Here is a 26,117-nt window from a genome sequence, read left to right on the forward strand (position 1 = left end):
TAAAAAAGCTGCCCTGAGGGGCAGCGAAGTAGCTTGCTTTTATGAGTGTGTTTGGTTGATTGCGCGCTTGGTGTGAAGGTACTTGTCCATAATACGGTCAAGCCTGGAGGATTTGTCCAATACACGTTCATCTCTTAATCCGTGTAAGTCAGCCATGCGATTCAGTTCACGGCGTTCTTTTTCCATGAGTTTTTCCAATTGTTCGAGGTTCACAAAGCCCACCCCCCATGTCGATTGTAAGGCATGTCTCCACTAGCGGCAGAAGTTTTTTTGATAACGATGTTATTTCCATTTTACCACTTTTTATTAACATTAATCCAGCTTTCCTGACATTTAGCGACTAATAATTATGGTTTTGCCAACTTTACCTGATTGCGTCCTGACCGTTTAGCTTCATATAATGCTTCGTCTGCTTTTTCGAGTAAGTGCCTTGATGCAATGACAGGAGAACTGCCTGCTCCGATGGATACGGTTAAAGAGATTATGGTTCCGTCATTCAAGAGAAAACATTCATTTTCCACAGCTTTCCGAATCTTCTCGGCAAAGCTTGTCGCCTTTTCGGTATCACAATCTCCGAGTAAAATTGCGAATTCCTCTCCGCCCTTACGGGAGGGATATGCTCTTGTTGTAGATTCCCGGTTTAACAGAATTCCCAGTTGGCTTAAGACGGTGTCTCCGTTCAAATGGCCATACGTATCATTAATTTTTTTAAAGTGGTCAATATCTAGCATCACGAGTCCAAAGGGTTTTTTTGTAGTCTTGGAAGCATGAAGTACCTCTTCGAACAGCGCATCAAAAGCACGCGGACTGTATAACCCGGTTAAATGATCCCGGTTTGCAGCTTCTTCCAGCAGATGAATAGCCCGTTCTGTTTTTTTGATATGGGACATCATAAAATAAGTGAACAAGCCGCCCAGCATCTTCACGGTTGTGATTATTATAATAGTTTCCGAATTCGGAGGATTAGCCACAAAGAAAGTAGATAACAGCGACACAACAACAGCTCCAAGCACGGCTGACATCCATTTGCTGAGTGTTAGTCTTTTTTCTCGAATAAAGATAAGTGAAACGACTAATGTCATGAAGCAATTGACAGTAGCAGTCAAAGAAATATCCGTCCAACCTCCAGTGATGTAAATACGGTACAGGCTTATGATCAGGGTGGTCAGCAGACCAGATACCGATCCCCCCATATAAACAGATATGATAATCGCCAGTTGGCGCAGATCAACCACAATGTACCCACGAATCCATAAACCGGTCATCATTAACAGAATGCCAAACAGACCCAGCATTAAACCGTTCATTACCCGATGAATGAGTGCGTGATTTTTCAGGTAACGTTCATATTTCCGGGAAAATAAATTTCCAAAGAATAAGAAGCTCGTTAATAACGCAAAATTGTTAATTAATTCTTTTAACATATCCCTGTCCTTTATGCTGTAATGTGAGTTGTAGTATCGTTGGGAATAAAGTAAAAGGCCTCGTTTCTATATTTCGGTAAAAAGTAGATATGAATGAATACCAATCGACCACAAACGATTCTTATGTCCCTTACGTTTCGTTGATCTACGTGGTACAGTGTAAGGACTATGACCGGAACGGGTGATCGTATGAAGGAACCAATTCACATTTCGGTGCGTCCACTTGTGGAATATGTGCATCGAAGTGGCAGCATTCAGAGCGGCTTTCGTTCGAATAGCAGTATGCAGGAAGGAACTCGCGTGCATCAGGTTATCCAGAAAGGTTACAAGGAGCATGACCGCAAAGAGGTGCATTTACGTACAGAAATTTTGTATGAGGGCGAATTGTTTATCATTGAAGGCCGCTGTGACGGATTGATTGAGCTGGATGGCGTATGGACGGTTGATGAAATTAAATCAATCTCTCAGCCCCTCGAAGATATTCAGGGGGACGGCCAGCCGGTGCACTGGGCACAAGCATTTCTGTATGCCTATATGATTGCTCGTGAGGAACAGCATCATTCCATGCAAGTTCAACTTACTTATGTACAAGCACACAGTGAAAATATTCGCCGCTTCAGACGGATGCTAGCTTTTGCAGAGCTGGAGGCTTTCGCTCAGGAAATGATTGCTGGTTATGCACCGTATGCATTCCTGCTGAGAGCACATGCGGAGAAGAGGGATACCAGTATTGTTATGTTGGAGTTTCCTTTTGACACGTATCGCTCAGGTCAACGAACTCTAGCGGGTTCGGTGTATAAGACGATTGCCGAAGGGGTTAACCTGTTTGCCAAAGCACCCACAGGTATCGGTAAAACGGTATCCACTTTGTATCCTGCGATTAAGGCGATCGGCGAAGGACTGGCTAGGCGAGTATATTATGTAACGGCGCGTACCACCACTCGGGCAGCAGCTGAAGAGGCATATGCCCGAATGCAGGCCCGAGGGCTGCACATGCATGTGGTAACGTTGACGGCGAAGGATAAAATTTGCTTCAAGGATGAAAATGATTGCGATGCAGGAGCATGCAGCATGTGTGAGGGTTATTACGACCGGATTAACGGTGCGGTGTCCGATATTTTGGCGAATGAAACGTTAATGACGCGGGCGGTGATTGAGCATTATGCGCGCAAGCATAAGGTATGTCCCTTTGAATTTTCGCTAGATGTGGCGTATGCCTCGGATGGTATAATCAGTGATTATAATTATGTTTTTGATCCACGGATTTCTCTGAAAAGATTGCTGGAGGAGCACAAGCGAAAAGGTGTTGTGCTGGTGGATGAGGCGCATAATCTGGTGGAACGCGGTCGGGACATGTTTTCGGCGGAAATCCTGAAATCTTCTTTTTTGGAACTGAAGAGAGAATTTAAGTTGCTTAGCCCTGAGATTGCTGCGGCTGCGAGTGCAGTGAACGCACATATGATTACGCTGCGCAAGCTACATGCAGATACAGGAAAAGCAGTGGAAACATCAGCACCGCAAGGGGGGCTAGAGCTGTTAGTGCCTTTTGTGGAAGCTGCTGAACGTGAACTGGTGACGGGGAGCAGTACAAGCCGCGCAAGCAGTGAGGGGACGGCCTACGCATTGCTTCTGGATACGTATTTTACCGCTCAAAATATGCTGCGAATCGCTGCTCTATACGATGAACGTTACGTTACTTATATTGAAGCGGGGCGCAGTGAGGTGAGGATCAAGCTGTTCTGCCTCGATCCTTCGCATTTGCTGGGACAGGCTGTAAAGAACTACCGCTCAACTATATATTTTTCGGCGACATTGACACCGCTTGCTTATTACCGGGACATGCTCGGAGCAAGCGAGGAAGACTATACGTTACAGGTCCCTTCCCCTTTCCATCAGGAGCAATGGGATGTACGCCTGCTGCCGCTCTCCATCCGTTATCGGGATCGTGAGCGTTCCAAAGGGGCGATTGCCGATATGCTGGCTGGATTGGTTGCGGAGCGGAAAGGGAACGTCCTTGTGTTTTTCCCGTCTTATCCGTATCTGCGTGAGGTATACGAGGAGTTCATGCTTCGGGACGTGTCTGCAGATACGTTGGTACAAAGTCCAGGTATGACCGAACCGGAGCGTGATCGGTTCCTGGACACCTTCCAGCCTGGGCAAGAGCGTACCCTGCTTGGGTTTGCCGTACTGGGGGGTGTGTTTGCTGAAGGCGTCGATTTACCGGGTGATCGCTTAAACGGGGTAGTGGTCGTCGGCGTCGGCTTGCCGCAAATTGGAGCGGAGCGGGATGTGCTGCGGGATTATTTTTCGGAACAGGGACGAAATGGTTTCAACTATGCGTATGTATATCCGGGGATGAACAAGGTTCTTCAGGCAGGAGGCAGACTTATTCGCACAGAGCATGACGAAGGGCTGCTGGTCCTGGTAGATGATCGTTTTGCCAAGGAGCCATATGCTTCTTTGCTGCCAGACGAATGGAAAAGCTACCGTTTGACGGAACAAGCGGGATTAAGGAAGGAATGGATGGACTATGAATTTTAATTTTCATAATGATTCCATACGCGGGGTGCTGCGTAGCTTTGGACATGAGGATGCCGAAGTAGATAATATAGAGACTTTTGTGACATTTGCGCGCTTGGCTAACGGTATTTTCAGGGAAATGGATACAGATTTGACCAAGTTGGGGGCTTCTCAGGGCCGGATTATTGTTCTTAGTCTGTTGCATTGCCATGCGCCGCATCGCATGACACCATCGGAGTTAGCGGAAAAAGCGGATGTCACGCGTGGAACCATGACGGGGTTGATCGACGGATTAGAGCGAGATGGCATGATTGAACGTGTGGCTCATGAGAGTGACGGACGGATGGTGACTGTCGGCTTAAAAGAGGCAGGACGAGAGCTATTAAGTAAGATAGTCCCTTATTATACGAAGCTGATTCGGTCATGCATGTCTGAGTTTACGCCACAGGATCATAAGATGATGAAGGGTTTACTGGGGAAAATGAAAAACGGTTTTGAGCGGTCGTTGCCGAAAAGCTGAATCCCTGATGTCGGGGATAAGGAATAGGAGAGGGAAATATGTTCTTTTATACAGATGAGGTCTATGAAGGCCGTGATTTTGGCTCAATGGATGCCAGAGAAGGCGAGTGGAGAAATTGCGAGTTTACCCGTTGTCGCTTTCGGGGTGTAGAGATGAATGAGTCTCTTGTAGAAGGTTGTACCTTTGTGGACTGTGATTTTACCGGAGCCATCCTGAATGCATCTCACTACAAGGAGTCCGCTTTTACCAATTGTCTATTCACCAGCGCGAATCTGTTTGTAGTCCGGTTTGATAACTGTAAGCTGGTAGGTTCAGACTTTGCAGGGGCAAATATGGATGGGATCACGATTACGGGCGGAGACTGGTCCTATACGAACTTACGTCATGCAGATTTAAGAAAACAGGATTTGCGAAAAATACGCTTCAAGGAAGCTGATTTATCCGAATGCCATCTGGAAAAGGCAGATTTGCGGGAGGCGGATCTTACTCGGGTAAGGCTGCACAAAGCCCACCTTCAAGGAACAGACCTGCGCGGTGCGAAGATGGATGGCGTGAATTTTAAAGATTTGGACATCACCGGAGCTAAGCTAGATATCGAGCAGGCCGTAGCAGTGGCCCGCTCCTATGGAGCCAAGATAGATGGTTAAAAGCACGGAGATACAGGGGCTGTCTCGACCTGTGTTACCCCGTGCTGGAGAATTGGAGAATACTAAGTCTGAAAAATTATTCTTTATGGGATGCCGGCAGTAGCGGAATCGCTGCTGCCGGATTTTGATTTGGCAACTGATCAACTCCCACGGGATTTAGAGGCTGCTGTGGTACTGTCCAGTTGCGTGCCGTATCTGCGGCTGTTTGCTGCTCCAGCAGGCGTTTGGCCACTTCGTAGCACTCATCAATATGCCGGTTGCCAATGGTCCGCATTGCAGTAAAGCCAATCGCTGCGGCTAGTCCTTGCCCCAGGAGAGGGACAAACTTGCTAACCTGCTTGGTGGCGATGCGAATGCCCATTTTCTGCAAAATCTTCACGATGGCTTCTCGGGTGATGAGTCGTCCGATTAGCTTGCTGCCAATTGAAGTGATAAAGCCATACACCATCGACTTTGTTTCTGCATCCAGACCCTCCAACTGCTGCTCAGATAATCCGAATTTTTCATTAATGGCAGGCAGTAGCTGCATCAAAATGCCGACATCAGCAAGAACGTCAGCCCCTGGAATGGGGACCAATACAGCTCCCCCTGAAGCTGCGGCCCTTTTCGTCACCATGGATTTACACTCTTTGCGGATCTGCTCCAACTCTTCTATTGTTCGGACTGTCATATGCATCTCTCCTTCCTACGCTTCCGATTAGGACCCATGCCTCTACCCTGTTATTACACACATTTCTACCTTTTTTAAGCATGGAGCAGATAAAAAAATCCCTGATGCACGTACTATCACACATTTACTCCTGTGTAGCGATCAGGCATAATGAAGGATGGTTGCCGATAAAAGAACAAGCCTGTTTTACGGGGATAAAGGAAGGAAGAGACAGATGAGTCAGACAAACGTTTATTTTAATCATGATGGTGGAGTGGATGATCTAGTATCCCTGTTTATGCTGCTTCAGATGGAACAGGTTCATTTGACCGGAGTATCGGTTATTCCAGCAGATGGTTACCTGGAGCCGGCGACGGATGCCAGCCGTAAAATTATTGATCGTTTTGGACAAAATAAAGGGCCTGTTGAAGTCGCCAAGTCTAATTCACGCGGTAAAAATCCGTTTCCTGCCGCTTGGCGTTTACATTCCTTCTATGTAGATGCATTACCTGTGCTGAATGAATCGGGGCGAATGGAAGCACCGCTTTCATCCCTGCCAGCTCATCAGCATCTAATTGAAAAGGTAAGCGGAGCTGAAGGTAAAACGCTGTTGCTATTCACTGGACCGCTAACCGATCTGGCACGGGCGCTGGATGAAGCACCGGATATTGAAGCCAAGATTGAAAAGCTGGTATGGATGGGCGGCACCTTTGAAAAAGGGAATGTGGAGGAGCCTGAGCATGACGGTACCGCAGAGTGGAATGTGTTCTGGGACCCGGAAGCGGCCTATCGAGTATGGCAAAGCAGCATCACAATTGATCTGGTAGCGCTGGAAAGCACAAGCAAAGTGCCTTTAACTCCAGCCGTACGCAATCGTTGGGCTGCCGAGCGCCGATATGAAGGCGTTGATTTCCTGGGCAATTGTTACGCAGGATGTCCTCCGCTTGTGTACAGTGAGACCAACTCAACATATTACCTGTGGGATGTACTGACCACTGCATCTGTAGGACGCCCAGACATTGTCAAGAAAAAGACCGTGCATTGCAGTGTTATCGCAGAAGGCCCAAGTCAGGGCAGAACGGTGGAACAGGCGGATGGACGCCCTGTGAACCTGGTATATGATACAGACCCGGAAGCCTTCTTTACGTATATGGCGGATTTGGCCAAGCAGGCTGCTCCCAAACGTTACTAAGTCCAACTGTCCACAAACGTGTGGCATACAGTGATCACACTGCCTAGTGCGTATGCATAGCTAAAACCCGTGACGCTATCTGTCACGGGTTTTATTAATTGGCCCAATATGATCCCCAAGCCTACCGTTTGTTCAGGCTGACTCCTGGTATATTTTCAGGGTAAACTGGAGCGTAATCTCCGTCCCTCTACCAGGTTCGCTAATCCCTGTCATTTTACCATTCAGTCGTTTCAACAGCTGTTTGGTAATCTGCCAACCCAAGCCGGGATTGTCATATGAGGGAGAGTACCCATGGTCATGCTCAAGCCACAATTTCAGCTTATTCGGAGATATACCAATTCCGGTATCCTTCACCCGTACTTCCAATTCAACCTCAGGCGCATCGGTCACAGATTGAGTGGTTGCAGATAAGATGACTGATCCTGTGCTTGTAAACTTCACTGCATTATCCACCAAATTAATCAGCATACGCCGAATTTTAGCCTCATCCCCGATAAAAATAGGCGAACTGGCAAGATTCCAATCCAGCTTCAATTCTAAATTCCGTTGCACAGCTACTTCTGTGTACAAGCTCAACACATTTTCCATCATCGTTCTCAGGTCAAACGGGTCCTCAAGATCATCAATCTGTCTGGACTCAATATTGCTATAATCCAAAATATTATTCAGCAGCATCAAAAGTGAGCGACTGCTCGACTCCATGATACTCATATATTGCTGTTGTTCTTCTGTTAACTCCGTGGTCAGCATGAGATCCGTGGCTCCCCAAATTTCAGTGAGCGAAAACCGAATTTTATTACTCAGGGAAGAAATCAAATCCAGCTTGTTCATAGAAGAGACTTCAGCATCGAACTTGTCTTTTTCCAGTTCTACCACATAACCCAGAAATACAGCCATAGCCTGAAGAGCCTTTATTTCCGTTTCTGTCAAATGGGCAGATGGCGCATCCAAAACACAAATGGTTCCGTAAGCCTGACCATCTTTCATGCGAATAAGAATTCCTGTAAATGAGTGGTTCCCAATGGTTTTAGTCACATCTAAACCACATGTGTGCGGGTGAGTAGACGTTTCCGAAATGGTGAGATAATCGGCGGAATGGTTCAGCACCAGACTGCAATAGCTAAGCTCAAAAGGAAGCTCCTCACCATTGCGAACCAGTACCTCTTCCCGGTTAAATGAATCTAAAATCACATTGGTAACCCCATCGTTAGCGGCAATAAAAATGGTATTTACATGTAAAATATCACTCAGCACATCAATGACGTGTGCGGTAGCTTCTTGAATACTATTATAAAAACCTGTAGGTGAAGTAGTCATGTGTCTCCAATCCTGATGCAAAGTGGTGGTTATCAAAACTCTAGAAGTTTGTGTACCCCATTCCTGGTTCTCTGAAAGTGTTGTTGGAGCGTATCGTTAATTATACATGATTATTTCATTATAAACCGAGCTTTCTACTTCGATTTACCTATTCATTTGCACAAACCTTCATCTCCTAGGTCTAGTCTACAGTTTTTCTGAGAGGTATGGGGTATGCGAGTACACATTTATGAAATCATAAAATGATTTTTTTGGTTTTTTATACATTCGTTTGCAATCTCATCATATGAAAAAAAGTGTAATTAAATAGGAGAATAGAACCAGTAAAATCATGTAAATATTCTATATAATAGGTTCAGAGGTGGAATTATGAATAGACTGGAAGCCCTAGATCACTTCCATAAGACCTATGGGGAAGCTGTGTTGAATCAGAAATTACATCAGGTGGCGTCTTTGTATGAGCACAGAAAAGAAGAGCTCATCTTCTCTTTTATCCAGTCCTTTCAATTGATCTGCTTGCAAGCGAATTCTGCAGAAATGGTCAAAATAAGAATCGGATATATTACCTATTCTATGCGGCGCACATATCTGATGGATCGCAATTATAACTATGTCATCGAGGTGTATGGTAAGGGTTGGTACTTTGACCCTCAACCTTGGCATGGAACCTATGATGCAGGCTGGGCGTTCAGCTTGTTGGCAGAACTGGAGGACGAACTGAATCAGCTTCGAAAACCTTATATGAATAAGGTTATTCAGCCTGATGTCGAGCGATATGTCCTTCAGGCTGCGTGGGAATTTCATCAATACATTTTGAAATTAGCTAAAGACGCTATACAGCAGGCTGTACAACTCCCTGAATTCCAAGCATTGAAATGCGAGAACGATTTGGAAATAAGAATAGGAGAGTATAAAGGAATCAGTGAGGTGGTGTATCCAACAGCTTATGGAGTACTACATGATTCAACAGGATAATCGTATTACAGAGTATATGTTTCCAGTAGAGACAAATCGTAGACAAATGTTGGAATGGGCAGAACGCTCATTGTGTACTGATGAAGAGTCTATTTTGCAATGTTATGTATCAGGCGATGCGGACTATATTGATTTTATAGAGCAACCAGTAGCCATTGTTTCTGAGCAACTAAAGGAAATCTTTGATATATACCAAGCCGGATTACGCTGGAAGCTGATTGTTTTTGCTGATATGCAGCGTATGCAGCAAACGAGGTATTGGCTGGCTCATCCGCCTAGCCTGATGTGTTTATCACTACTTAGCGAATGTCATAGGGACGGTACACTGAAGAAAATCATTTTAGATGAATATGCAGTCGAGAATCATAAGATATTCAGGGTTCAGCATGCCAATCAGCATATCATTGTGGACCTAGATGTAGCTGAATGTATTTTGAAGTTTAATCTGGCTGGCTTGAAATTACAAAAGGTCGATACGGAGAGGCCGTCTATATAAAGGAGAGTCCGATCATGAGTGAGAGCTATGTAGTGGACGGGGCACAGATACAGTGTACCTATGGAAGTCATTCGGGCAGGTTTAGTGTTTCAGCTAACAGGGGGATTAGTATTGGTGATAAATTGCAGGGGAATATTCAGGATTTTCACCCGCAGACGCATATCCCATCTTTCGGCATGTGCCGTAGTATGCATAATCCTGTTGTTTCTTCTGCTAACAAGGGTAATCCTGGGAAAATTATTCCCCAGCCCTGCAATCCGAGTGTATCTATGCCTTGGTTGAATGGAAAAAGAGATGTATACGTAGATCAATCTCCTGCTCTGATGAGCTGCTCCACGAACCTATGCATGTGGTGCGGAAAAATTTCATTCACGTCAGATGGGCAGGAATAGCTACTCATTGTAGAAACATCACATGTTAAGACAAATGGGGGGAGTAAGATGGGACTGGCAGGAACTGTGCTGACTTATGGAAATATTAGAGTGAATGCGCCGTATGAAATTGTCCGTCTACTGGATGTTCAATTGACACTGAAGGTAAATGAGCACGGCAAAGTGTACATCACTGCTCTCATACCGGATGAAGATCATGCGAAATATGATGGTTTAGCGCATGATGAGGATGTGCTAGAGGTATACGAGATGGATGAAGCTCGAGGCACAGTAAGCATCTTTAAAGGAATCGTCACCCATATTAGAATTGGATTCACAAATGGTGTATATCACATGTACATAGAGGCAGCCTCTTTTACATATATGCTGGATCGACAACGGAAAAATCGTTCGTTTCAAAACAGCAGCTTGACGTATTATCAATTGTTTCGGGAGCTTATAGATAGCTATCCACACGGCGATTTTATTGACCTGACAGACAGCAACCAAAAGCTGGGCGGCTTTACTATTCAGTATGGGGAGAGTGATTGGGAGTTTCTGAAAAGGATGGCCTCTCATCTGCACACTGGACTGATTGCCGAGATTACATCCGTATTTCCGCGGCTATGGTTAGGTACCTCAAAAGAACAGGTGAAAGGTGAACTGAGCAGCATTAACTTTTCCCTCCAAAAAACAAAGTCAGGCCCCCAGTATACGTATGCTGAAGTGGAGGACACGAAACGTTTTGAACTTGGAGATGTGGTCTTGTTTCGACGAAAGCATTGGGTTATTGATCAGATTCATGCAGAGATGAAGCAGGGCATTATGACATATGACTACGTTCTCGTTCCAGAAGCGGGCATTCCGAGGGGGGTTATACATAATCAGTTTATCAAAGGTGCTTCTATTGAAGGGAAAGTTATTGAATTAAATAGCGAAAACGAATCCGTTAAACTTCACTTGTCCGTAGATTCCACACAGTCCAAAGCTGAAGGGTGCTGGTTTGCCTACCCCACTATGTATACCGGTGATGGGATCGGCTGGCATTGCATGCCCGAGCTTGGGGATCATGTCCATTTGTATTTTCCATCCAACAAAGAAAAGGAAGCTCGTGTAGTTCAATCCCTGCGTAAGAGAGACTACACAGGGGATGAAATCAGCCAGCCATCCAGAAAGCTGCTTCATACCAAATCACAAAAAGTGGCGAGATTCGATGATAAGGAATTGGCTCTCTCCACCCAGAAAGACAAGATACTTGTACGCTTAAATCCTGCATCTGGTATTCACGTGTACAGTCATCACGATCTTACCTTTCACGCCGATACAGACCTGGTGCTGCATGGCAAAAAGGTACAGATGACCGCTACTCGCGAAATATCTCTGACGTGCAAAACCAGCTATATCCGAACCGATGGAACACTTCATATCAAGGCTAGTAAGTTCATGAAAAATCAGATGCCTGATGCCGAATTGAAAGCTTATCAATCCCTGATTCAAGAATTGAAGGGGAAGGGATATCCACAATGGGTACAGGATTTGCTGCTTCAGTACAAAGCCGACTACTACAAGGCCGTGGCAGCAGGGGACAAAAAGGGGGCCAAGGAAGCAGCGGCCAAGGCCAAGCAATTGCGTCAGCAGGTGGCAGAAATAGATCGTATGCCTGCCTGGGCCAGAGCGCAAATGTATGGATACACGTCCCAATGGTGGGAAGCGCATGGCGCAAACGACAAGGCCAAGCAAAAGCAGATGCATCTTCTCGCCAACCAACTGCGTGACAACGTGCTAATCAACGAGCTGATTCGTGGTCATTCAGCCAAATCCTATCTGGATGCGAATCGGCTGGAGGAACTGTCCGGGCAATACGCAGATGCGGCCCATAAGCTGACCGTTGCTGACCAAAAGGCTATGGCTAAGGAAGCGGCCGCTCTGCGGAGTAAGTACGGGGTGAACAGTCAGCTTGCCAGAGAGAATTTGAACAAGCTTGCCAAGAAGTATCCAGACAGCTTCTCGTACAAGCTACCAACTACAGGCGATTGGGATAAAGAGCTTAACGCCGCACTGCATGATTTTGCGAAAAAATACGGCCTGGAGAATAAGGGCTATGGTCGGGATGTACTGGCCGTATACCTGCATCAAGTAGCCAATGGTATTCTTCCATGGCCTAAGGTTAATAAGGCTGCAACGCCAGCAGCTCCAATAACGAAAACGGAACCGGGCAAGAAGACGCCGACTACTCCTGATAAACCGTCGAAAGAGGAAACGAAGCCATTAGATCCTAAGGATTATAAAGATGGATTGGTAGCGGTGAAAAAGATTGAAAGCTATATAAGTAGTAAAGGCATAAAAGGTAATCAAGCCCGGGCTCTGTACAGAGTAAACGATTATACCAATAACAGTATCATTCAAAAGAAGCTGTCCTCGAATCGTAAAGCACCGCTTGTGTTTTTCTTTGAAGGGGATGGTTCTTATAGTTATAAACAAGAAGACCACCCGGAAGGTCGATATGGAGCAATGGCAATTGTGGTGATAGACGGCGAGATTAAGTATACAAGCAAAAATGCCAGCACACTTCCTGATTATGAGAGCAAGTATAAAACGGTTAAAGATGGAGTATATGAGTTTGTAGGCGGGTTGCATTTGAGTACTTATCCTGCTTTGCGTATTCGGAATGGTGCACCAGTTCCAGCAACCAAAGGAAGTCAAAAAAAGGAGTGCACAGCAGAAGGTGTAAATATACACCAGGGCTATAATGCTGATAAAAAGCCTAAACCAACTTCGACAGCTTGTATAACGGTTCATAAAGACGAATATGTCAGATTTCTGAGTTCAGTAGGCGTGGTGAAGAACTCATTAAATGAAAAAGCTAATCCTGTAGAAGGATTAGCTATTCTTGATCGGAAGGATAGAACAAAGTGAAGATAATCAGAAGCATATTAGTCATTCTTCTTTTAATTATGTTGTCAGCATGTAATGCTTCTCCAAAAGACCCCACTTCCTTTTCTTCGAAAACAGTAGGTGTGACTTCAGAAGCGATAGCATCATCTAATAAAGATAATAAAACGGAGCTTGTTAAAGAGAAAAATAAGAAAGAGTGGGCTGTAACGATAGAAGAAGGCAGAGAAGATCCTGAAACCTATTTAGTTCAGCTGGAAGGGACAAAAGTCGAACGGTTCTTAAATGCCAAGAAACTGATTAGTCTCCTACAGCCGAAGGAGGATAAAGAGAAATATCGAGATTCCTATGTAGATGTAGGGAGAGTTCAAGAAGATGGGAGTCAAGTCGCATTCGTATTAGATTTATTTAATGAAGCGAAATTAATAGTACAGATTTATGATTTGGATTCGGGTAACAAAGTCAATGAATTTAAGCTACCTTATAACCGTCCGGTAATTTCTCCTGATTTAACCAAGTATTTATATGAGGATAAAGATAGAACGTATATATATGATACGGTAACAAAACAATCAACAGCTATTCATTTAGATGGAAGTTCTATAGATATAGATGACATTCATCTAGGACAATTTTCACCAGATAGTACCCAGTTTTGTTTTACCGACAGCCAGCAGAATCTTGTCATATTTGATGTCTCGGATTATAGATTCCTTAAGAAAATCCATATAGATTCTGGTATGGCGATAGTCAACCAATGGACTCAGAAGAATCAATTAATCTACTCTATTGATTCCATGTCTGTAAATAAAACGTACTTGTTAAATTTAAATAATGAAGAGCGGCGCCTTTTAGGCAAGGGGATGGAACAGCCCTTAATGTCTCGAGATGGTTCGGAGGTATGGTTTGAAAAGTTAGATTCGCCATCCAACTATAAACTGAATATAAATACAGGTTTAGAAAGTAAAGTCGCATCTATCACTATAATTAATGAAAATATGGCGACACCTGTGCAGTGGTTTTACACCGCTAATGACTTTTCTAAGTATGAAAGTGAGATAAAAGTGCATCAAATTAAAGCTTCATCGACTCTGCCAAGTAAAGGCACGCAAACTTATGACGCCAAAAATTTGGTAGATAGAGATTCATCTACTGCATGGTGTGAAGGCGTGAACGGCAACGGGGAAGGAGAAACAATAGTATTAGACCTGGGCTCTTTACAAAAGGTAAATGGCATCCAAATTATTAATGGATATGCTAAATCTGAAAAAAGTTATCGGGAGAATAATAGAGTTCAACAACTAAAACTGGAATTCTCGGATGGTTCCTCTCTAGAAATGAATGATTTTAACACACGTAAAAAATTTAAGAAGCCTATTCATACCTCATTTATCAAACTTACGATTTTATCAGTTGAACGTGGAACAAAATATCAGGATACATGCATTTCTGATATACGGCTTTTCTAGCATTCTTACAAAAGGGAGATAGCCTATGAAATGGAAAGAGCCAACGTTTGGTGCAACCCCTATGTTGAAAGCTTTAACAACCGCTAATGCACGCAGAAAAGCACAGGCTTTTGATCTGGTGGCAGAACAGAAGAAACAGAAACTGAATTACCCCGACTGGGCCCAGTCCTGGCTGCGTAAATACAAAGAGGACTGGTACATTGCTCAAGCCAACGGTGATGAGGTTGGCATGCGTAAAGCACAAAAGCTAGCAGAGGGGCTGCGAAGCAAATTACGTGAAATGGCCACATTCCCCAAGTGGGCTCAAGAACAGATGCAAAAAGAAACCGTTCGTTGGATGACTGCGGAGGCAAGCGGAGATATCAGGGAAAAGTTAGCTGCTGAGAAGGCGGGACGAGCCATTCGAGAGAAGTTGGGGCTGATTGATACTAGTATTAAAGAGCCACCAAAAGAACCAGTTACCAATAAATCAAAGGATGGTTCTAAAACTGAACAAGCACCTCCTGATAAATCAGGAAATGATAGCTTTGAAGCTGAGCTTGCTAAATTTCCGGAATCATACAGGCCAGCTCTATTAAAATTACACAAGCAGCATCCTTCTTGGCGCTTTATAGCAGAAGAAACGAATGTAGATTTTAATAGTTTTCTCAAGGCAGAAATGAAAAATGGACTGGTGTGTACGGAAGTAGACAAATATGGATATTCACCATCTTGGAGAGACCCTAAGTTCAAATATGATAGAGGATATAACGCTGCTTCTCCTAAGGCAGTTTCATATTTTTTAGACCCGCGTAATTTTTTGACTGAGTCTCGTGTATTTCAATTTTTGTCGGGAAAGTATGATAAGAACACCCAAAATAAAGAAGCTGTTAATAAAGTGCTAAGCAAGAGCTTGGCTAATAAAGGGGATGTATTCTTAAAGGCAGGTGGCAATGAAGCGAGTGCAGTATTTTTAGCAGCAAAAGCTATGGTTGAATCAGGAGGCGGAACTTCAACTTTAGGTAAGGGACAGGTTCCGGGATATATCGGATGGTACAATATGTATGGCATTGGCGCAAACGATGGGAGTGCGCTCAAAAATGGTGCAAAAAAAGCTAAGTCAGAGAATTGGAATTCTGTCGATAGTGCAATAATTGGCGGAGGTAAATGGATTTATAGGAATTATATTCAAACAGGGCAAGATACGCTTTATAGCTTAAAGTGGAATGTAAATTCCTTTAGGAGTAACGGAACTGTTAGTAAGCAGTATGCCACGAATATTATGGATGCTTATGTAAAATCGGATCGCTTTTCCAAGGGTCTTAAAACCGTAGATGCACCTCTTACTTTTAGAATACCCGTATATAAGAATATGCCTGCAACGGCTTGTCCTGAACCTACACAGGCTTCATCAAGGTAATCAAGCTAGTATAAAATAGGCATTTTGAAAGAAGGGAAAGTGTGATTAGTGATAAGTTATTTGCACTCGTTTTAGTTGTTTTAATTCTTAGTGGTTGTGGTGTGAATAAAGAGGCCGAGGTAAAAAGTATCGCTCCTAAACCATCTACATCAACTGTTGTTAGTCCTGAGATAACGGAAGGTACTAGTAAAGTTACTGTGGAGGATACTGGGAAAACTAATGTGCAAGATTCTAACACCTTAGATCAGTTTATAAAAAAAATTCAACCCCCAAATGAGCAGCTTCAAAAAGTATTAAAAGAAGATTTGGACCGTGATGGAAAGCCGGAATATGTGCTTGCTTTTGGATTAGAAAAAGGGGGGATTGACAACATATTTGTAGTCCGGGAGGATGCTGGCTATCACATCATTGGTAAATTAGAGGACCCAGTTATGGTTGCACATCTTAATACAGACATGAAAATCATGAAGCTGGATCAAACAGATCAAAAATTTATAGTTGTATATTCCACTAGCGAAGTGGATGAGGCCGAAGGATTCTCTATATATGCCTTGGAAAATAACCATATTAAAAATATAAATTCTGATTTTCCTAATGCTACAGGACAAGGGATTCGGACGTTAAAGGATACCGATCATGACGGTGTCTTTGAAAGTGTAGATTATTACGAGTTTAGCGACACTCAGGAGCATACCATCGTGGTCTATCAAAAATATGATGGAACAGGGCCTGAAAAAAAGGAGATTTTCTATACAAATAAAAGTAAAAAGTTTGTATATCCAAGCGATCCTAAGGCTGTGATACTGAACTACTTGGAAGTTGATTATCTTATGAAGCGGTTTGATTTACCTTTTTCTGAAATGGACCAGCTCACTGATCCGGCAGCAAGGCAAACGTATGATTTTGAGGATGCTGTCGATTTATCCGGTTTAGCATATTTATCTTACCCGGTGTTGGAACTGAGTATTAATGAGGTTAGTAGCGATGATAACCGAAAAAAAATTTTGGTAAAAGATAATTCATTAGAAGAAAGAGCGAAAAAGGAAATTACGTTTACGTTAGAAAAGCAGTCAGGCAAGTGGAAGATTATGAGTATAGAGATGAACGATAAATTGTAGAAAGCGTGATCTCCAGCATGAGTTACTTGAAGTATGTGCGAATTTGTTATGTGCTGTTATTATTCATTTCCTGTGTAGTGCTGAATGGATGCATGAAGGGACAGGATTCTCCAGCAACAGAAACAAATCATACACTTTCTCTCCAAAATGACGTTAAAACGATTTCTTATTCAAAAATGTTGGATGCGTTAGTTCAAAAACTTCGTATAGTCAACGATGAGAATAAGGATTCTGATATCAGACAAAACAAGCTTGAGGAGTTCACACAGGAACTTAATTTGTTGTTAAACGAGCCAGAAAGTGTAGAGATGAAGGATGGAGAATTAGTAGAAAAATTCGATAACAATTTCACTATCTTAACAAAATCGTTTCATTTAAAAAGTGTGCAGCTAAACGTTAGGGTTATGAATTATAGAGCACCTAAAACGCTGACAGGTACGATCGGAGATAAATACACATTTATTCAGTGGTGGAGTTCGAAGCAACTTGTACACGCCCAGATGATTGAGGATGGCGGGCCAGAATTGACTACAGACTTTGTGGTTCGAGATTCAGACCAAGGAATACAGTTGTGTTTAGGGGGACATGTTTCCATATATCATCCAGACCCCGTATTTGTTGATTTGTGGGAGTTGTCTGGACAAAAGTGGATGCAGAAAAGTATAGATGTAGGTAAGATGAAGCTCCCGGATGCGTGGGAACTGAACAAGGATATGAATGGGCCTATTATTATTGAGAATCGACAACATGATAGCATGAGTATCGAGGTTTTAGACCACGGTGATGGTTTCTTAATAAACAGTGATTTTTCTGAACAAAACCTTATCATTGAGTTCTCCAAAAGTGGAGAAGTCCGTATTGATTCCGAATATAGCATCGCCTCGAATACCCATGGTGAACCGCAAAGCTATGAGCTCACTCGAGAGAAGTATTCCAAAAATGGGATCGTGATTAAATACCCTCAAATTACAAAACTCAAGGATATTGCAAAGCAAAAATCTTTAAACCAAATTCTTAAGACCGAAGCTTTAGGAGGATTACACGACTATGCGGATTCCAATTCTGGAGTCCATGTCGAAATTGATTATGAGATCAAACGACAAAGTGAACGATTCTTGAGCGTTCAATATAAGGGTATTCGTTATGTGAAGGACGCAGCCTATCCTACTCATATGTTTTATACGACGAACCTGGATATGAAGCAGGCTTCAAGAATAAGATTGAGGGATCTGGTAAAGGTCGAGAAACCTTTTATTGAGCTTATAAAAAGCGGGAAGATTACAGCTGTTCAGCCGGAGCAACAAGGATTAATCGGTGATTTCACAAAAGATGATTTGATGCAATTGTTAGCAAACGCAGATGTAACCAAAGGTTCGCTTGCGGAAGTAGAAATGGAATCGTTTAGTTATCTCACAAATGATTCGTTGGGGATGAGTGTACCTATGGCTCATGTAGTAGGGGACCATGCGGAGTATGAAATTCATTTTGCACAAATTCCAGAGAATATCAGGCAGAATAAAGAACTATGGAGTGAGCTAAGTTCTGTTGAGGATCAGTCTGTTTCCACAGTTGGCGGTGAAAAATTGGATACCGACCAATATGAAATTGAAGAGTCGCAGTCTTTTCAAACTACTCTCGAAGGCTTTGGAAAAGTACGTTTTGTATCCACATATGGGTATCCAGAAGGTTTTCGTAAATTCTTTTTCTTCCTACTGGATGACCAAGAACATATTCTATATCCATTCCCCAATTTCTACGGGAACCGTGAGTGGGTTGCACGTTACGGAGGAGTAGAAGCAGTGGCCTTCAAGGATGTGAATAAGGATGGATTGAAGGATGTTATCATCATTGCCGATGTTGACAACGGGATTCATGGGCCTGGTAGAGTTGATGAATTCCCTATAGCGGATATTTATTTTCAGAAAACAAATAAAACCTTTACCACGATCCCTGCATTAGATGAGACTCTTAACGATCAGGGACATAATCAAACCATTCAAGATGTTGTTCAATACGTAAGCAAACAACGGATTAACGTAAACTAACCGACAAAAGGGAGCGGTAACATGGGATATCCAATCATCAAATATAACGGGACGGTTTTATCTCTTAAAAACCCGAAAGTTAAAGTTGTACAGAAAATGAATGAGCATGTGAAAGTCTTTTTGACAGGTGTGTTAACGGGTGCCCAAATGGAAGAATATACAGATCATATGGAAGCAGGGGCGAAGTTAGTTGTATCTTATGTGAATGATGATCATAAACAGATTGTATTATTTCGAGGATTAGTCGCGCAGTTTAGAATCAAGTTGGTGTCCAATGTAGCCCATTTGGTCGTCGAAGCTCTATCCTATACAAGCCAGCTGGATGAAGTGCTTCATAGACAAACTTTTCAAAATGTAAAGATGAAGCTGCAAGTATTGCTCGAACATGTGCTCAAATCCTATCCCAAAGCCAATTGTACGAGCCGCTTAAAAGATCAGCTTTTACAGGAATTTACGATGCAATTCGATGAAACAGACTGGTCGTTTTTGAAGCGTATAGCGTCTCGACTCGGTTGGGGACTGATACCTGATCCGATTGGAGAAAAACCTCAGTTTTATTTTGGATTACCGGATGGTGTGAATCAAGGCGAGCTGGAACAGTATAACTACTCCATGACCAGAAAAACCAAACCAGGTTCCGGCAAGGACGACAACCTTTTGTATTATAAAGTGCAAACGACAGGAGCCAAAGATGTCCTACTGCAAATTGGGGCTGAGGTTAAATTTAAAGGGAAAACTTTATACGTCCTGCAGTCTGTGGCGTTTATACGTCATAGTGCTTTGTGGCATGAGTATGTGCTGACTACAGCGGATGGAATGAAGCAGGATTTGATTGTAAATGAGAGCATTCGTGGCATCTCGTTGAAGTCCAAGGTCATTGGAATCGATCAGGATCATGTGAAGGTTTTCTTTTACGAAATGGACAAGGTCAAGCCGAACGTAAAGGAAACCTACGCTTTTCCAACGGCTACATTTTATACATCGGAAGGAAATACAGGATGGTACTGTATGCCGGAGTTGTTTGACTTTGTAGACATTTACTTTCCGACCGCTAAAGAAAAGGACGCCATCGTAACTCATTCAATCCGCAAGAGATCCAAAGGGGGCGACTTTATTAAGGACCCGTCCACGAAGATCTTTATGACCAAGTACCGCAAAGCCATTATATTTGAGAAAAATGAAATTTTAATCACGGGGAACGACGATGAAGTAGTGATTCGACTGCTAGATGACCATGGCATCGAATTGCGGAGTAAAAAGGACATCCGTGTTAAGGCTGATGGAAACCTAGTACTCAATGCGGGTAACACCATACAAGTCACAGCCAAAGATGCCATCGGTTTAAAATGTAAAACGAGTTTGGTCGAAATGGACGGAAACATCAAAATGACTGGAGAAAAGATAAAGACGCAGTAAATAAAACCACCAAGGGAGGGGAAAAGCATGGCTAAAGTAACTACAGGAGCAATCGTGAATGAGAAAACGCCGACCCAGGAAGATATGGTTCAAGAATGGAAACGTAAAATAAGAAAAGGCGAATATCCTTTTATTTATATAAATCAACCTCTCGCTCAAAGTGAAAAACGTTAAATAAGTCAGGCAACGAGTAAATAAGGCTCCTTAGGAGCCTTATTTCTATGTTCATCTGTGCAACTTTCACCTAACATACAGTTACAAAGACCTATTCCGCATAAACTATGTACTATGACCAGAAATACTGAATCCAATGACTTTATACTTATTTTTCCTCTTGACTATATCACTCGTAAATAGGATGCACTATAATTATACTACTTCTTAATTTGGGAAAAATTAGACGTTAACATTTATAATAGCCCTTCTCAGGAAGAAGGGGTCTTGTATTTGGGAACTTCGCTGTCGATAAACCAATCTGGCCCAGAGACGTCGATTACTTCTTTGGTTTTATAACTGTAATAAATAGTAATTTTGCTGTCTTCGTGACCTTTAATGTACCCATACAGATATATTCTTGAGTGGATAGCCGGATCGTCCACAACATAATCTTTTAGTATGAAATCAGCATTATAGTGTTCTTTAATAAATTCCACGCCGATCGGAGTGGCGACGTCTACTAATTCTTTTTTCTCTTTGTCGGACAAGCTGGAACAACCTCCTAAATACATAATAATTAAAATAAGTGCCAGAATCAGTTGGATTTTTCTGTTCAAGTTACAATTCTCCTTTTCTGGTAATCACCTTTTTTCATAACTCTATAATATATTTACACAATAGACAAGGTGGGAATAACTTGACCTACATTAACGACAAAACATATTGGACCATTGCAGATAGAGTGTATGACCGGGATTTGACTGCTAAAGATGCTAAAAGCAGAATTCTTCCTGACTGGAAGATTGTTGAACCTGAAGGTGCTATGCTGCATGACACAAACGGTTCTGGATTCGATGCGACGGTGTTCCATAACGAAAAAACCAATCAGGTGATCATCGGTTACAGGGGAACAGAACCTCCGGATCGGCCCAAGTGGAGCGTAGCGATGGACTGGGGAACGGATTTCAGCGATGTTGTCGGAGGACGTGCGAAAACGTTGGAAGAAGTCCATCATTATTATGAAAATAATAAGGAAGAGGTGGCTAAACTCCCACCACAAGTGCAAACTGCATTTCTTCAATATGAGGAAAAGTATCAGAATAATCAATTTACACAAGCTCAAAATCTATATGATGTTGTAAAAAAAGAGTATCCCTCTGCTGAGATAACGACCACAGGCCATTCTTTAGGAGGAGCGGAGGCAGAATATGTGGCGGTGCGGAATGGACTGACATCCGTCAGTTATAATCCACCAAGCATTGTACATCTATTACCGGATGATCTTCAAAAGAAGGTAGAAAATGGAGATTTTCGAAAGACGAATGTCGCTTATGTCAACCCGAAAGATACTATTGGTTCGGGAGTTAATGATGCACAGCCACATGTGGGTGCAACCTACTTTATAGACAATGATTATAAGACGGCTAATGAAGCCAAAATCACTGTTCCTGTTTCATTACCAGTCAAAAGAGAAAATAAGTGGGCCAACTTTTTTTTGGGACCCAAATGGACTCCCATTGTTTATGTCCCAATCACGTTGCCTATGATGCAGCAAGATGCAATTACCAAGTTCTATAATTCGGTATTGGGTGAAGCGACGCATAGCATGGATCATTTCACATTTGATGGGAGTGGAAATATTAGCAATCTGTTGTACACCATGGATGGACAATTGGTAGAAGGAAATCCGCGGGTCCAAGCGTACGAGCAAATGCTGGCTGCGCAGGCAGAGCTCAAGCAAGTCATGGGCGATTTGGTCGAACGCTACGGTGGACAACTGGGTGCCTTCGGTCAGTTTGCTGCTAATGCCCTAGGTGTGAATTTGATGGGAGCAGGCCAACAAAATGGCCGCGCTAATGGTGGAGCTTATTTTGTAGGCAACAAAAATGGGGGTACAATTCAATTAACACCTGAAGAGCTAAAGCATGCGGCTAATCAGATGCGCTCTAGCTTGCATGGATTTTCTAGTGATACCCGTGCGTCCATTCAGTTATTTCAGGCTCATATCGGAACAAGTGAAAGTCAGTCTTTGACCCCGCTTGCGCATAGTGCTACGGCGACACTGGATCGAATTAATCGTTGGTATCAGGAATCGATTACAGAGATAGCAGAGTACATCGATCGCAAGGGCCAGGAATTTACGATGGTGGATCAATAAGAAAGAGCAGCTGGAAGAACACAACGGGAGGCGAAAGAGATGAGCAGAATATCTTTGAGCCTGGGGGATCTGCGGAGGGCTGTACAGCAGTGCGAGCAGCTAAAGCAAAGACTTCAGCATCAGGAGCAACAGATGAAAACTATATATAGTCGTCTGCAAGACTGGCGGGGTGAATCAGCTGCTGAATTAACACGCAAAATGGAGGCGTTCCTCCAAGGAACCACATTACGAATACACGAGTTGGATGAGCATAAAGAGCAGTTGAAACGTTATATTCGCAAAATGGAAGAAGCTGATCGGCGGGAAGAAAAGCGCAAACGAGCAGCACAATGGTGATTAGGCGTATATCATAGCTAACTTTATGTTGTTGTGCCAGCTACATAACTTAAAAGAACCGTACTATCGCTAGGGGACTTCTGCGGGGTACGGTTTAATGGTGTGTACATAAAAACTACATATATAGTAGAAGAAAAAAACATCTCCCGAAATGCGAAAATAGCATCTTTGGAGTCTGTAGCTTGAAGTTGCTGTTATTTTGGAGCATTGTTGTACGGGCTACAGTTAATGTAAGTTTCATCTGATCAATGGAAATAGCTATTTATTTCCTTTCGTTGTTATCAGCCCTTTGGTAGGATGGATCTAAACCGAGATTTTTGAAGTCGGTAAGTGTAAAAAATGTTCTAAAGCTACAAAGTTCGACATATTGTTCGCTTTTTCGCGATGTATACTATTGAATCAGGGATTTTAGTTTGCTATTTATCGCATATTTATGTATAATCTATCGTGTTGAAAGATTGATTGTACGTAATATGCTGATGAGGGTGGGTTCATGACGCTGCTCGACAGTAACGAAAGCAAGAAGCGGATGTGCCAGATTTACAATGAAGTTTCAAAGGAACTGTTCGGCTTCGGGACCACGCTGTTGCGGGCCACCGTTGAGAACAACATTGTTACCTTTGTAGCGAAGCACCGGCGTTCTCCACGCTCGGCGGCATTGGAAGTGGAAGCCCCCGGCTTGAAGCTGGAAGTGGATTTCCGAATGTCCATGCTGTACAAGAAGAGACTTCGCGAGAAGCTGATTGAGGATATGGAGCTCGATATAGAAGCTTTACTGCGCGATTATGATTCAGCAACGCAGTGGGCCATTACGAACATCATACTGAAAGAATCCTAATAAAATTGGATATTCGGCTTTTCGCTTCGGATCTATCTGAGGGGAGAACCTGTTATAACGCGCAGCGGGATCAACTTATTCTTTGTTTACGAAGAAAAGTATTCTTGTTTTACAAGAGTACTTTTCTTTTTTGTGTCATAAGGTGTGCAGAATAAAAAACAGGGGGAGTTTCATATGAAAAAGTGGTTTAAAGGATTTATGGCTGTGACCTTGGCATCTGTGGTACTGGCAGGTTGCGGCAGCAATGCTACTGGTGGTCAGGCAGATGGAAAAGATGGCTCAGCTGATGGGAAAAAGAAACTAGTTATTTCCACATGGGGCTTCTCCGAGGACTTTTTTAATAAAGAAGTGTACGCGCCTTTTGAAAAGGAGCATAACGTTGATATTGTTGTAGAAATCGGAAATAATGCGGAGCGATTGAACAAAATCAGTCAAGGCAGCACGGATGTCGATCTGATTTATCTGTCTGATTATTATGCCCAACAGGGGATTCAACAAGGGCTATTCGAGAAGTTGGATCGCAGTAAAGTGCCGAACTTGAACCAAATTTATGATATTGCCAAAGCACCGCTGGGTGAGGAATATGGACCTGCTTATACAGTTGGACGCCTCGGTATTGCCTATAATCCGGAGCTGGTGAAAAAAGATGTGACCTCCTGGGCTGATCTGTGGGGCACTGAATTCAAAGGAAACGTGACTCTGCCGAATATTACGGCAACGGCTGGGCCGATGATGGTGGATGCGGCCTCCAAGGTAGCGGGTAGCAAGGAATTTAATGAAGACCAAGCCTTTGGGAAACTGAAAGAGCTGAGTCCGAATATTGTTAAGTTTTATAGTAAAACGTCTGAGTTCGTAAACATGTTTAGCCAGCAGGAAATTGCGGGCGGTCCGATTATGGAAATGTACTTCAAAGATTTGCAGGCAGCTGTGCCAGGGGCGAAATTCGTGGCTCCTAACGAGGGTGCCTACGCAGTAATGAACACAGTTAATGTAGTAAAAGGGTCTGATCAGAGGGAACTGGCTGAGGAATTTATCAACTGGCAGCTGAGCAAGGAAGTTCAAGAAAAGTCGGCCAAAGCAAAGGTTGATTCTCCGGTGAACACACAGGTGGTACTGTCTGGTGCGGATACAGAGGGAATTACGTACGGTGCAGATGTAGTGAATAAGCTGACCAAGCTGGATATGAAATTCGTTAACGATCATATCAAGGCATGGACAGATCGCTGGAACCGGGAAGTTGCACAATAATGAAAAAGATCATATTAGATGTAGATACAGGCATTGATGATGCGTTGGGTATTTTACTTGCGGCCAAAAGTGGTCAGCTGGATATCCAAGCGATTACTACAGTATGCGGTAATGTTTCACTTAAGCAAGCAACACTGAATACATGCAAAATCCTCAACCTGCTGGATAGACCGGATATTCCGGTCTATCGGGGGGCAGAGGCTCCATTAATTCGCAAAGGCCTGCACGAGCACCGTGTTCATGGAGAAGACGGCATCGGAGGCGCATTGAGCGGAATAGTCCCAGCCATCTCTGCATCCGAAGGTTTCGCACCAGATATTATCATTGAGACTGTGATGGCTCACTCGGGGGAAGTAACGCTGGTTTGCACCGGACCGCTCACCAATCTGGCGTTGGCACTGCTGAAGTGTCCCGATCTGACGGATCACGTCCATGAGGTCATTTTTATGGGCGGCGTTATTCACGGATGCGGCAATATCACACCTGTAGCGGAGTATAACATGTATGCGGATCCTGAAGCCGCACGGATCGTATTTCACGCAGGATTTGGACGATTGATACAAGTGGGGCTGGATGTAACACGGAAGGCGCTGCTGACTGCCGATCATATTGCTCGTCTGACCCGTCCAGAGATTCGTAATTATGTAGCTGAAAGCACGGCCGTGTATACCAAGCGTTATGAAGAACGCAACGGCGTAAAAGCGTGTGCGCTTCATGACCCGCTTGCCGTAGGTGTGGCATTGAATTCGAGGATAGTTGATACCTCGCTGTTATATGTCGACGTGGAAACCTCCAGTCGCATATGTGACGGACAAACGGTAGGCGATGTGCAGAACCGCCTCAATCATAGTCCCAATATGACTGTGTGCGAACAGGTGGACAGCGAAGCTTTTCTGGAACTGTTTATCCAGGTGCTGAACAAGGAATAACA

The 26,117-nt window shown here is 43.4% G+C and carries 24 protein-coding genes; 19 read left to right on the top strand and 5 right to left on the bottom strand.

All coding sequences use genetic code 11. The annotated features are described in order from the left end of the window. Positions 1-39: 39 nt before the first annotated feature. Positions 40-213 carry an aspartyl-phosphate phosphatase Spo0E family protein gene (locus ACXHJ1_RS08285; protein ID WP_013373596.1) on the bottom strand — a complete coding sequence of 58 codons (174 nt, stop codon included), beginning with the start codon at positions 211-213 and terminating at the stop codon, positions 40-42. A gap of 134 nt (positions 214-347) precedes the next feature. Further along, positions 348-1,424: a diguanylate cyclase gene (locus tag ACXHJ1_RS08290; RefSeq protein ID WP_017428638.1), complete on the bottom strand. Its 1,077-nt coding sequence runs from the start codon at positions 1,422-1,424 to the stop codon at positions 348-350. Between the two features lie 168 nt (positions 1,425-1,592). Here ACXHJ1_RS08290 and ACXHJ1_RS08295 point away from each other — a divergent pair, with 168 nt between their 5' ends. From ACXHJ1_RS08295 to ACXHJ1_RS08305, 3 genes are read left to right on the top strand one after another with little or no spacing between them, the layout of a single operon-like run. Beyond that, positions 1,593-3,965 (top strand): ATP-dependent DNA helicase, encoded by a 2,373-nt coding sequence (locus ACXHJ1_RS08295; protein ID WP_457905926.1) that lies wholly within the window; start codon positions 1,593-1,595, stop codon positions 3,963-3,965. After that, positions 3,955-4,464: a MarR family winged helix-turn-helix transcriptional regulator gene (locus ACXHJ1_RS08300; RefSeq protein ID WP_016822737.1), complete on the top strand. Its 510-nt coding sequence runs from the start codon at positions 3,955-3,957 to the stop codon at positions 4,462-4,464. Before ACXHJ1_RS08295 ends, ACXHJ1_RS08300 begins: the two co-directional genes overlap by 11 nt. Positions 4,465-4,502: 38 nt before the next feature. Then, the gene (locus ACXHJ1_RS08305; RefSeq protein ID WP_019688903.1) at positions 4,503-5,111 is read left to right on the top strand and encodes a pentapeptide repeat-containing protein; all 609 of its coding nucleotides are present in this window, start codon (positions 4,503-4,505) and stop codon (positions 5,109-5,111) included. Positions 5,112-5,187: 76 nt separating this feature from the next. Here the strand turns inward: ACXHJ1_RS08305 and ACXHJ1_RS08310 are convergent, their stop codons facing one another. Next, complete coding sequence (locus ACXHJ1_RS08310; protein WP_457905927.1) at positions 5,188-5,781, bottom strand: hypothetical protein; 594 nt, start codon at positions 5,779-5,781, stop codon at positions 5,188-5,190. A 214-nt stretch (positions 5,782-5,995) separates the two neighbouring features. On the opposite strand from ACXHJ1_RS08310, the gene ACXHJ1_RS08315 reads away from it, so the two are divergent. Beyond that, complete coding sequence (locus ACXHJ1_RS08315) at positions 5,996-6,952, top strand: nucleoside hydrolase (protein ID WP_457905928.1); 957 nt, start codon at positions 5,996-5,998, stop codon at positions 6,950-6,952. 132 nt (positions 6,953-7,084) lie between these two features. On the opposite strand, the gene ACXHJ1_RS08320 is transcribed toward ACXHJ1_RS08315, so the two are convergent. Beyond that, positions 7,085-8,269, bottom strand: a complete 1,185-nt coding sequence (locus ACXHJ1_RS08320; protein WP_457905929.1) for an ATP-binding protein — start codon at positions 8,267-8,269, stop codon at positions 7,085-7,087. A 369-nt stretch (positions 8,270-8,638) separates the two neighbouring features. Here ACXHJ1_RS08320 and ACXHJ1_RS08325 point away from each other — a divergent pair, with 369 nt between their 5' ends. From ACXHJ1_RS08325 to ACXHJ1_RS08370, 10 genes are read left to right on the top strand one after another with little or no spacing between them, the layout of a single operon-like run. Next, positions 8,639-9,244, top strand: a complete 606-nt coding sequence (locus ACXHJ1_RS08325; protein ID WP_457905930.1) for a hypothetical protein — start codon at positions 8,639-8,641, stop codon at positions 9,242-9,244. Continuing rightward, entirely contained in the window at positions 9,228-9,740 is a 513-nt protein-coding gene (locus ACXHJ1_RS08330) for a hypothetical protein (protein ID WP_457905931.1), read from the top strand. The genes ACXHJ1_RS08325 and ACXHJ1_RS08330 overlap by 17 nt, the downstream gene beginning before the upstream one ends. 14 nt (positions 9,741-9,754) lie before the next feature. After that, positions 9,755-10,132 (top strand): DUF4280 domain-containing protein, encoded by a 378-nt coding sequence (locus ACXHJ1_RS08335; RefSeq protein ID WP_457905932.1) that lies wholly within the window; start codon positions 9,755-9,757, stop codon positions 10,130-10,132. A gap of 48 nt (positions 10,133-10,180) precedes the next feature. Beyond that, positions 10,181-13,027, top strand: a complete 2,847-nt coding sequence (locus tag ACXHJ1_RS08340; protein WP_457905933.1) for a phage baseplate assembly protein V — start codon at positions 10,181-10,183, stop codon at positions 13,025-13,027. Then, positions 13,024-14,472, top strand: a complete 1,449-nt coding sequence (locus ACXHJ1_RS08345) for a discoidin domain-containing protein (RefSeq protein WP_102997479.1) — start codon at positions 13,024-13,026, stop codon at positions 14,470-14,472. Before ACXHJ1_RS08340 ends, ACXHJ1_RS08345 begins: the two co-directional genes overlap by 4 nt. Before the next feature lie 25 nt (positions 14,473-14,497). Beyond that, positions 14,498-15,871 carry an N-acetylglucosaminidase gene (locus ACXHJ1_RS08350; RefSeq protein WP_102997480.1) on the top strand — a complete coding sequence of 458 codons (1,374 nt, stop codon included), beginning with the start codon at positions 14,498-14,500 and terminating at the stop codon, positions 15,869-15,871. A 41-nt stretch (positions 15,872-15,912) separates the two neighbouring features. Continuing rightward, on the top strand, positions 15,913-16,989 hold the full coding sequence (locus tag ACXHJ1_RS08355; RefSeq protein ID WP_457905934.1) for a hypothetical protein: 1,077 nt from the start codon (positions 15,913-15,915) through the stop codon (positions 16,987-16,989). A 17-nt stretch (positions 16,990-17,006) separates the two neighbouring features. Continuing rightward, on the top strand, positions 17,007-19,034 hold the full coding sequence (locus tag ACXHJ1_RS08360) for a DUF4163 domain-containing protein (RefSeq protein WP_457905935.1): 2,028 nt from the start codon (positions 17,007-17,009) through the stop codon (positions 19,032-19,034). Positions 19,035-19,055: 21 nt separating this feature from the next. Further along, positions 19,056-20,450, top strand: coding sequence for a hypothetical protein (locus ACXHJ1_RS08365; RefSeq protein WP_457905936.1), 1,395 nt, complete (start codon positions 19,056-19,058; stop codon positions 20,448-20,450). Positions 20,451-20,477: 27 nt separating this feature from the next. After that, positions 20,478-20,624, top strand: a complete 147-nt coding sequence (locus ACXHJ1_RS08370) for a hypothetical protein (RefSeq protein ID WP_290402513.1) — start codon at positions 20,478-20,480, stop codon at positions 20,622-20,624. A gap of 251 nt (positions 20,625-20,875) precedes the next feature. On the opposite strand, the gene ACXHJ1_RS08375 is transcribed toward ACXHJ1_RS08370, so the two are convergent. Then, the gene (locus tag ACXHJ1_RS08375) at positions 20,876-21,223 is read right to left on the bottom strand and encodes a hypothetical protein (RefSeq protein WP_016822754.1); all 348 of its coding nucleotides are present in this window, start codon (positions 21,221-21,223) and stop codon (positions 20,876-20,878) included. Between the two features lie 80 nt (positions 21,224-21,303). Between ACXHJ1_RS08375 and ACXHJ1_RS08380 the strand changes: the two genes are divergently transcribed. The 5 genes from ACXHJ1_RS08380 (at position 21,304) to ACXHJ1_RS08400 (ending at position 26,115) form a co-directional block, all read left to right on the top strand. Continuing rightward, a complete protein-coding gene (locus tag ACXHJ1_RS08380) occupies positions 21,304-22,764 on the top strand; it encodes a lipase family protein (RefSeq protein ID WP_457905937.1) in 1,461 nt (486 codons plus the stop codon). A 39-nt stretch (positions 22,765-22,803) separates the two neighbouring features. Beyond that, on the top strand, positions 22,804-23,100 hold the full coding sequence (locus tag ACXHJ1_RS08385) for a WXG100 family type VII secretion target (protein WP_017428620.1): 297 nt from the start codon (positions 22,804-22,806) through the stop codon (positions 23,098-23,100). A gap of 493 nt (positions 23,101-23,593) precedes the next feature. Further along, positions 23,594-23,938: a hypothetical protein gene (locus ACXHJ1_RS08390; protein ID WP_013373571.1), complete on the top strand. Its 345-nt coding sequence runs from the start codon at positions 23,594-23,596 to the stop codon at positions 23,936-23,938. Between the two features lie 174 nt (positions 23,939-24,112). Further along, positions 24,113-25,186, top strand: a complete 1,074-nt coding sequence (locus ACXHJ1_RS08395; protein WP_457905938.1) for an ABC transporter substrate-binding protein — start codon at positions 24,113-24,115, stop codon at positions 25,184-25,186. Then, on the top strand, positions 25,186-26,115 hold the full coding sequence (locus ACXHJ1_RS08400; RefSeq protein WP_016822758.1) for a nucleoside hydrolase: 930 nt from the start codon (positions 25,186-25,188) through the stop codon (positions 26,113-26,115). Before ACXHJ1_RS08395 ends, ACXHJ1_RS08400 begins: the two co-directional genes overlap by 1 nt. Positions 26,116-26,117: the final 2 nt, after the last annotated feature.

Source organism: Paenibacillus sp. ALE2 (genome assembly GCF_054113385.1).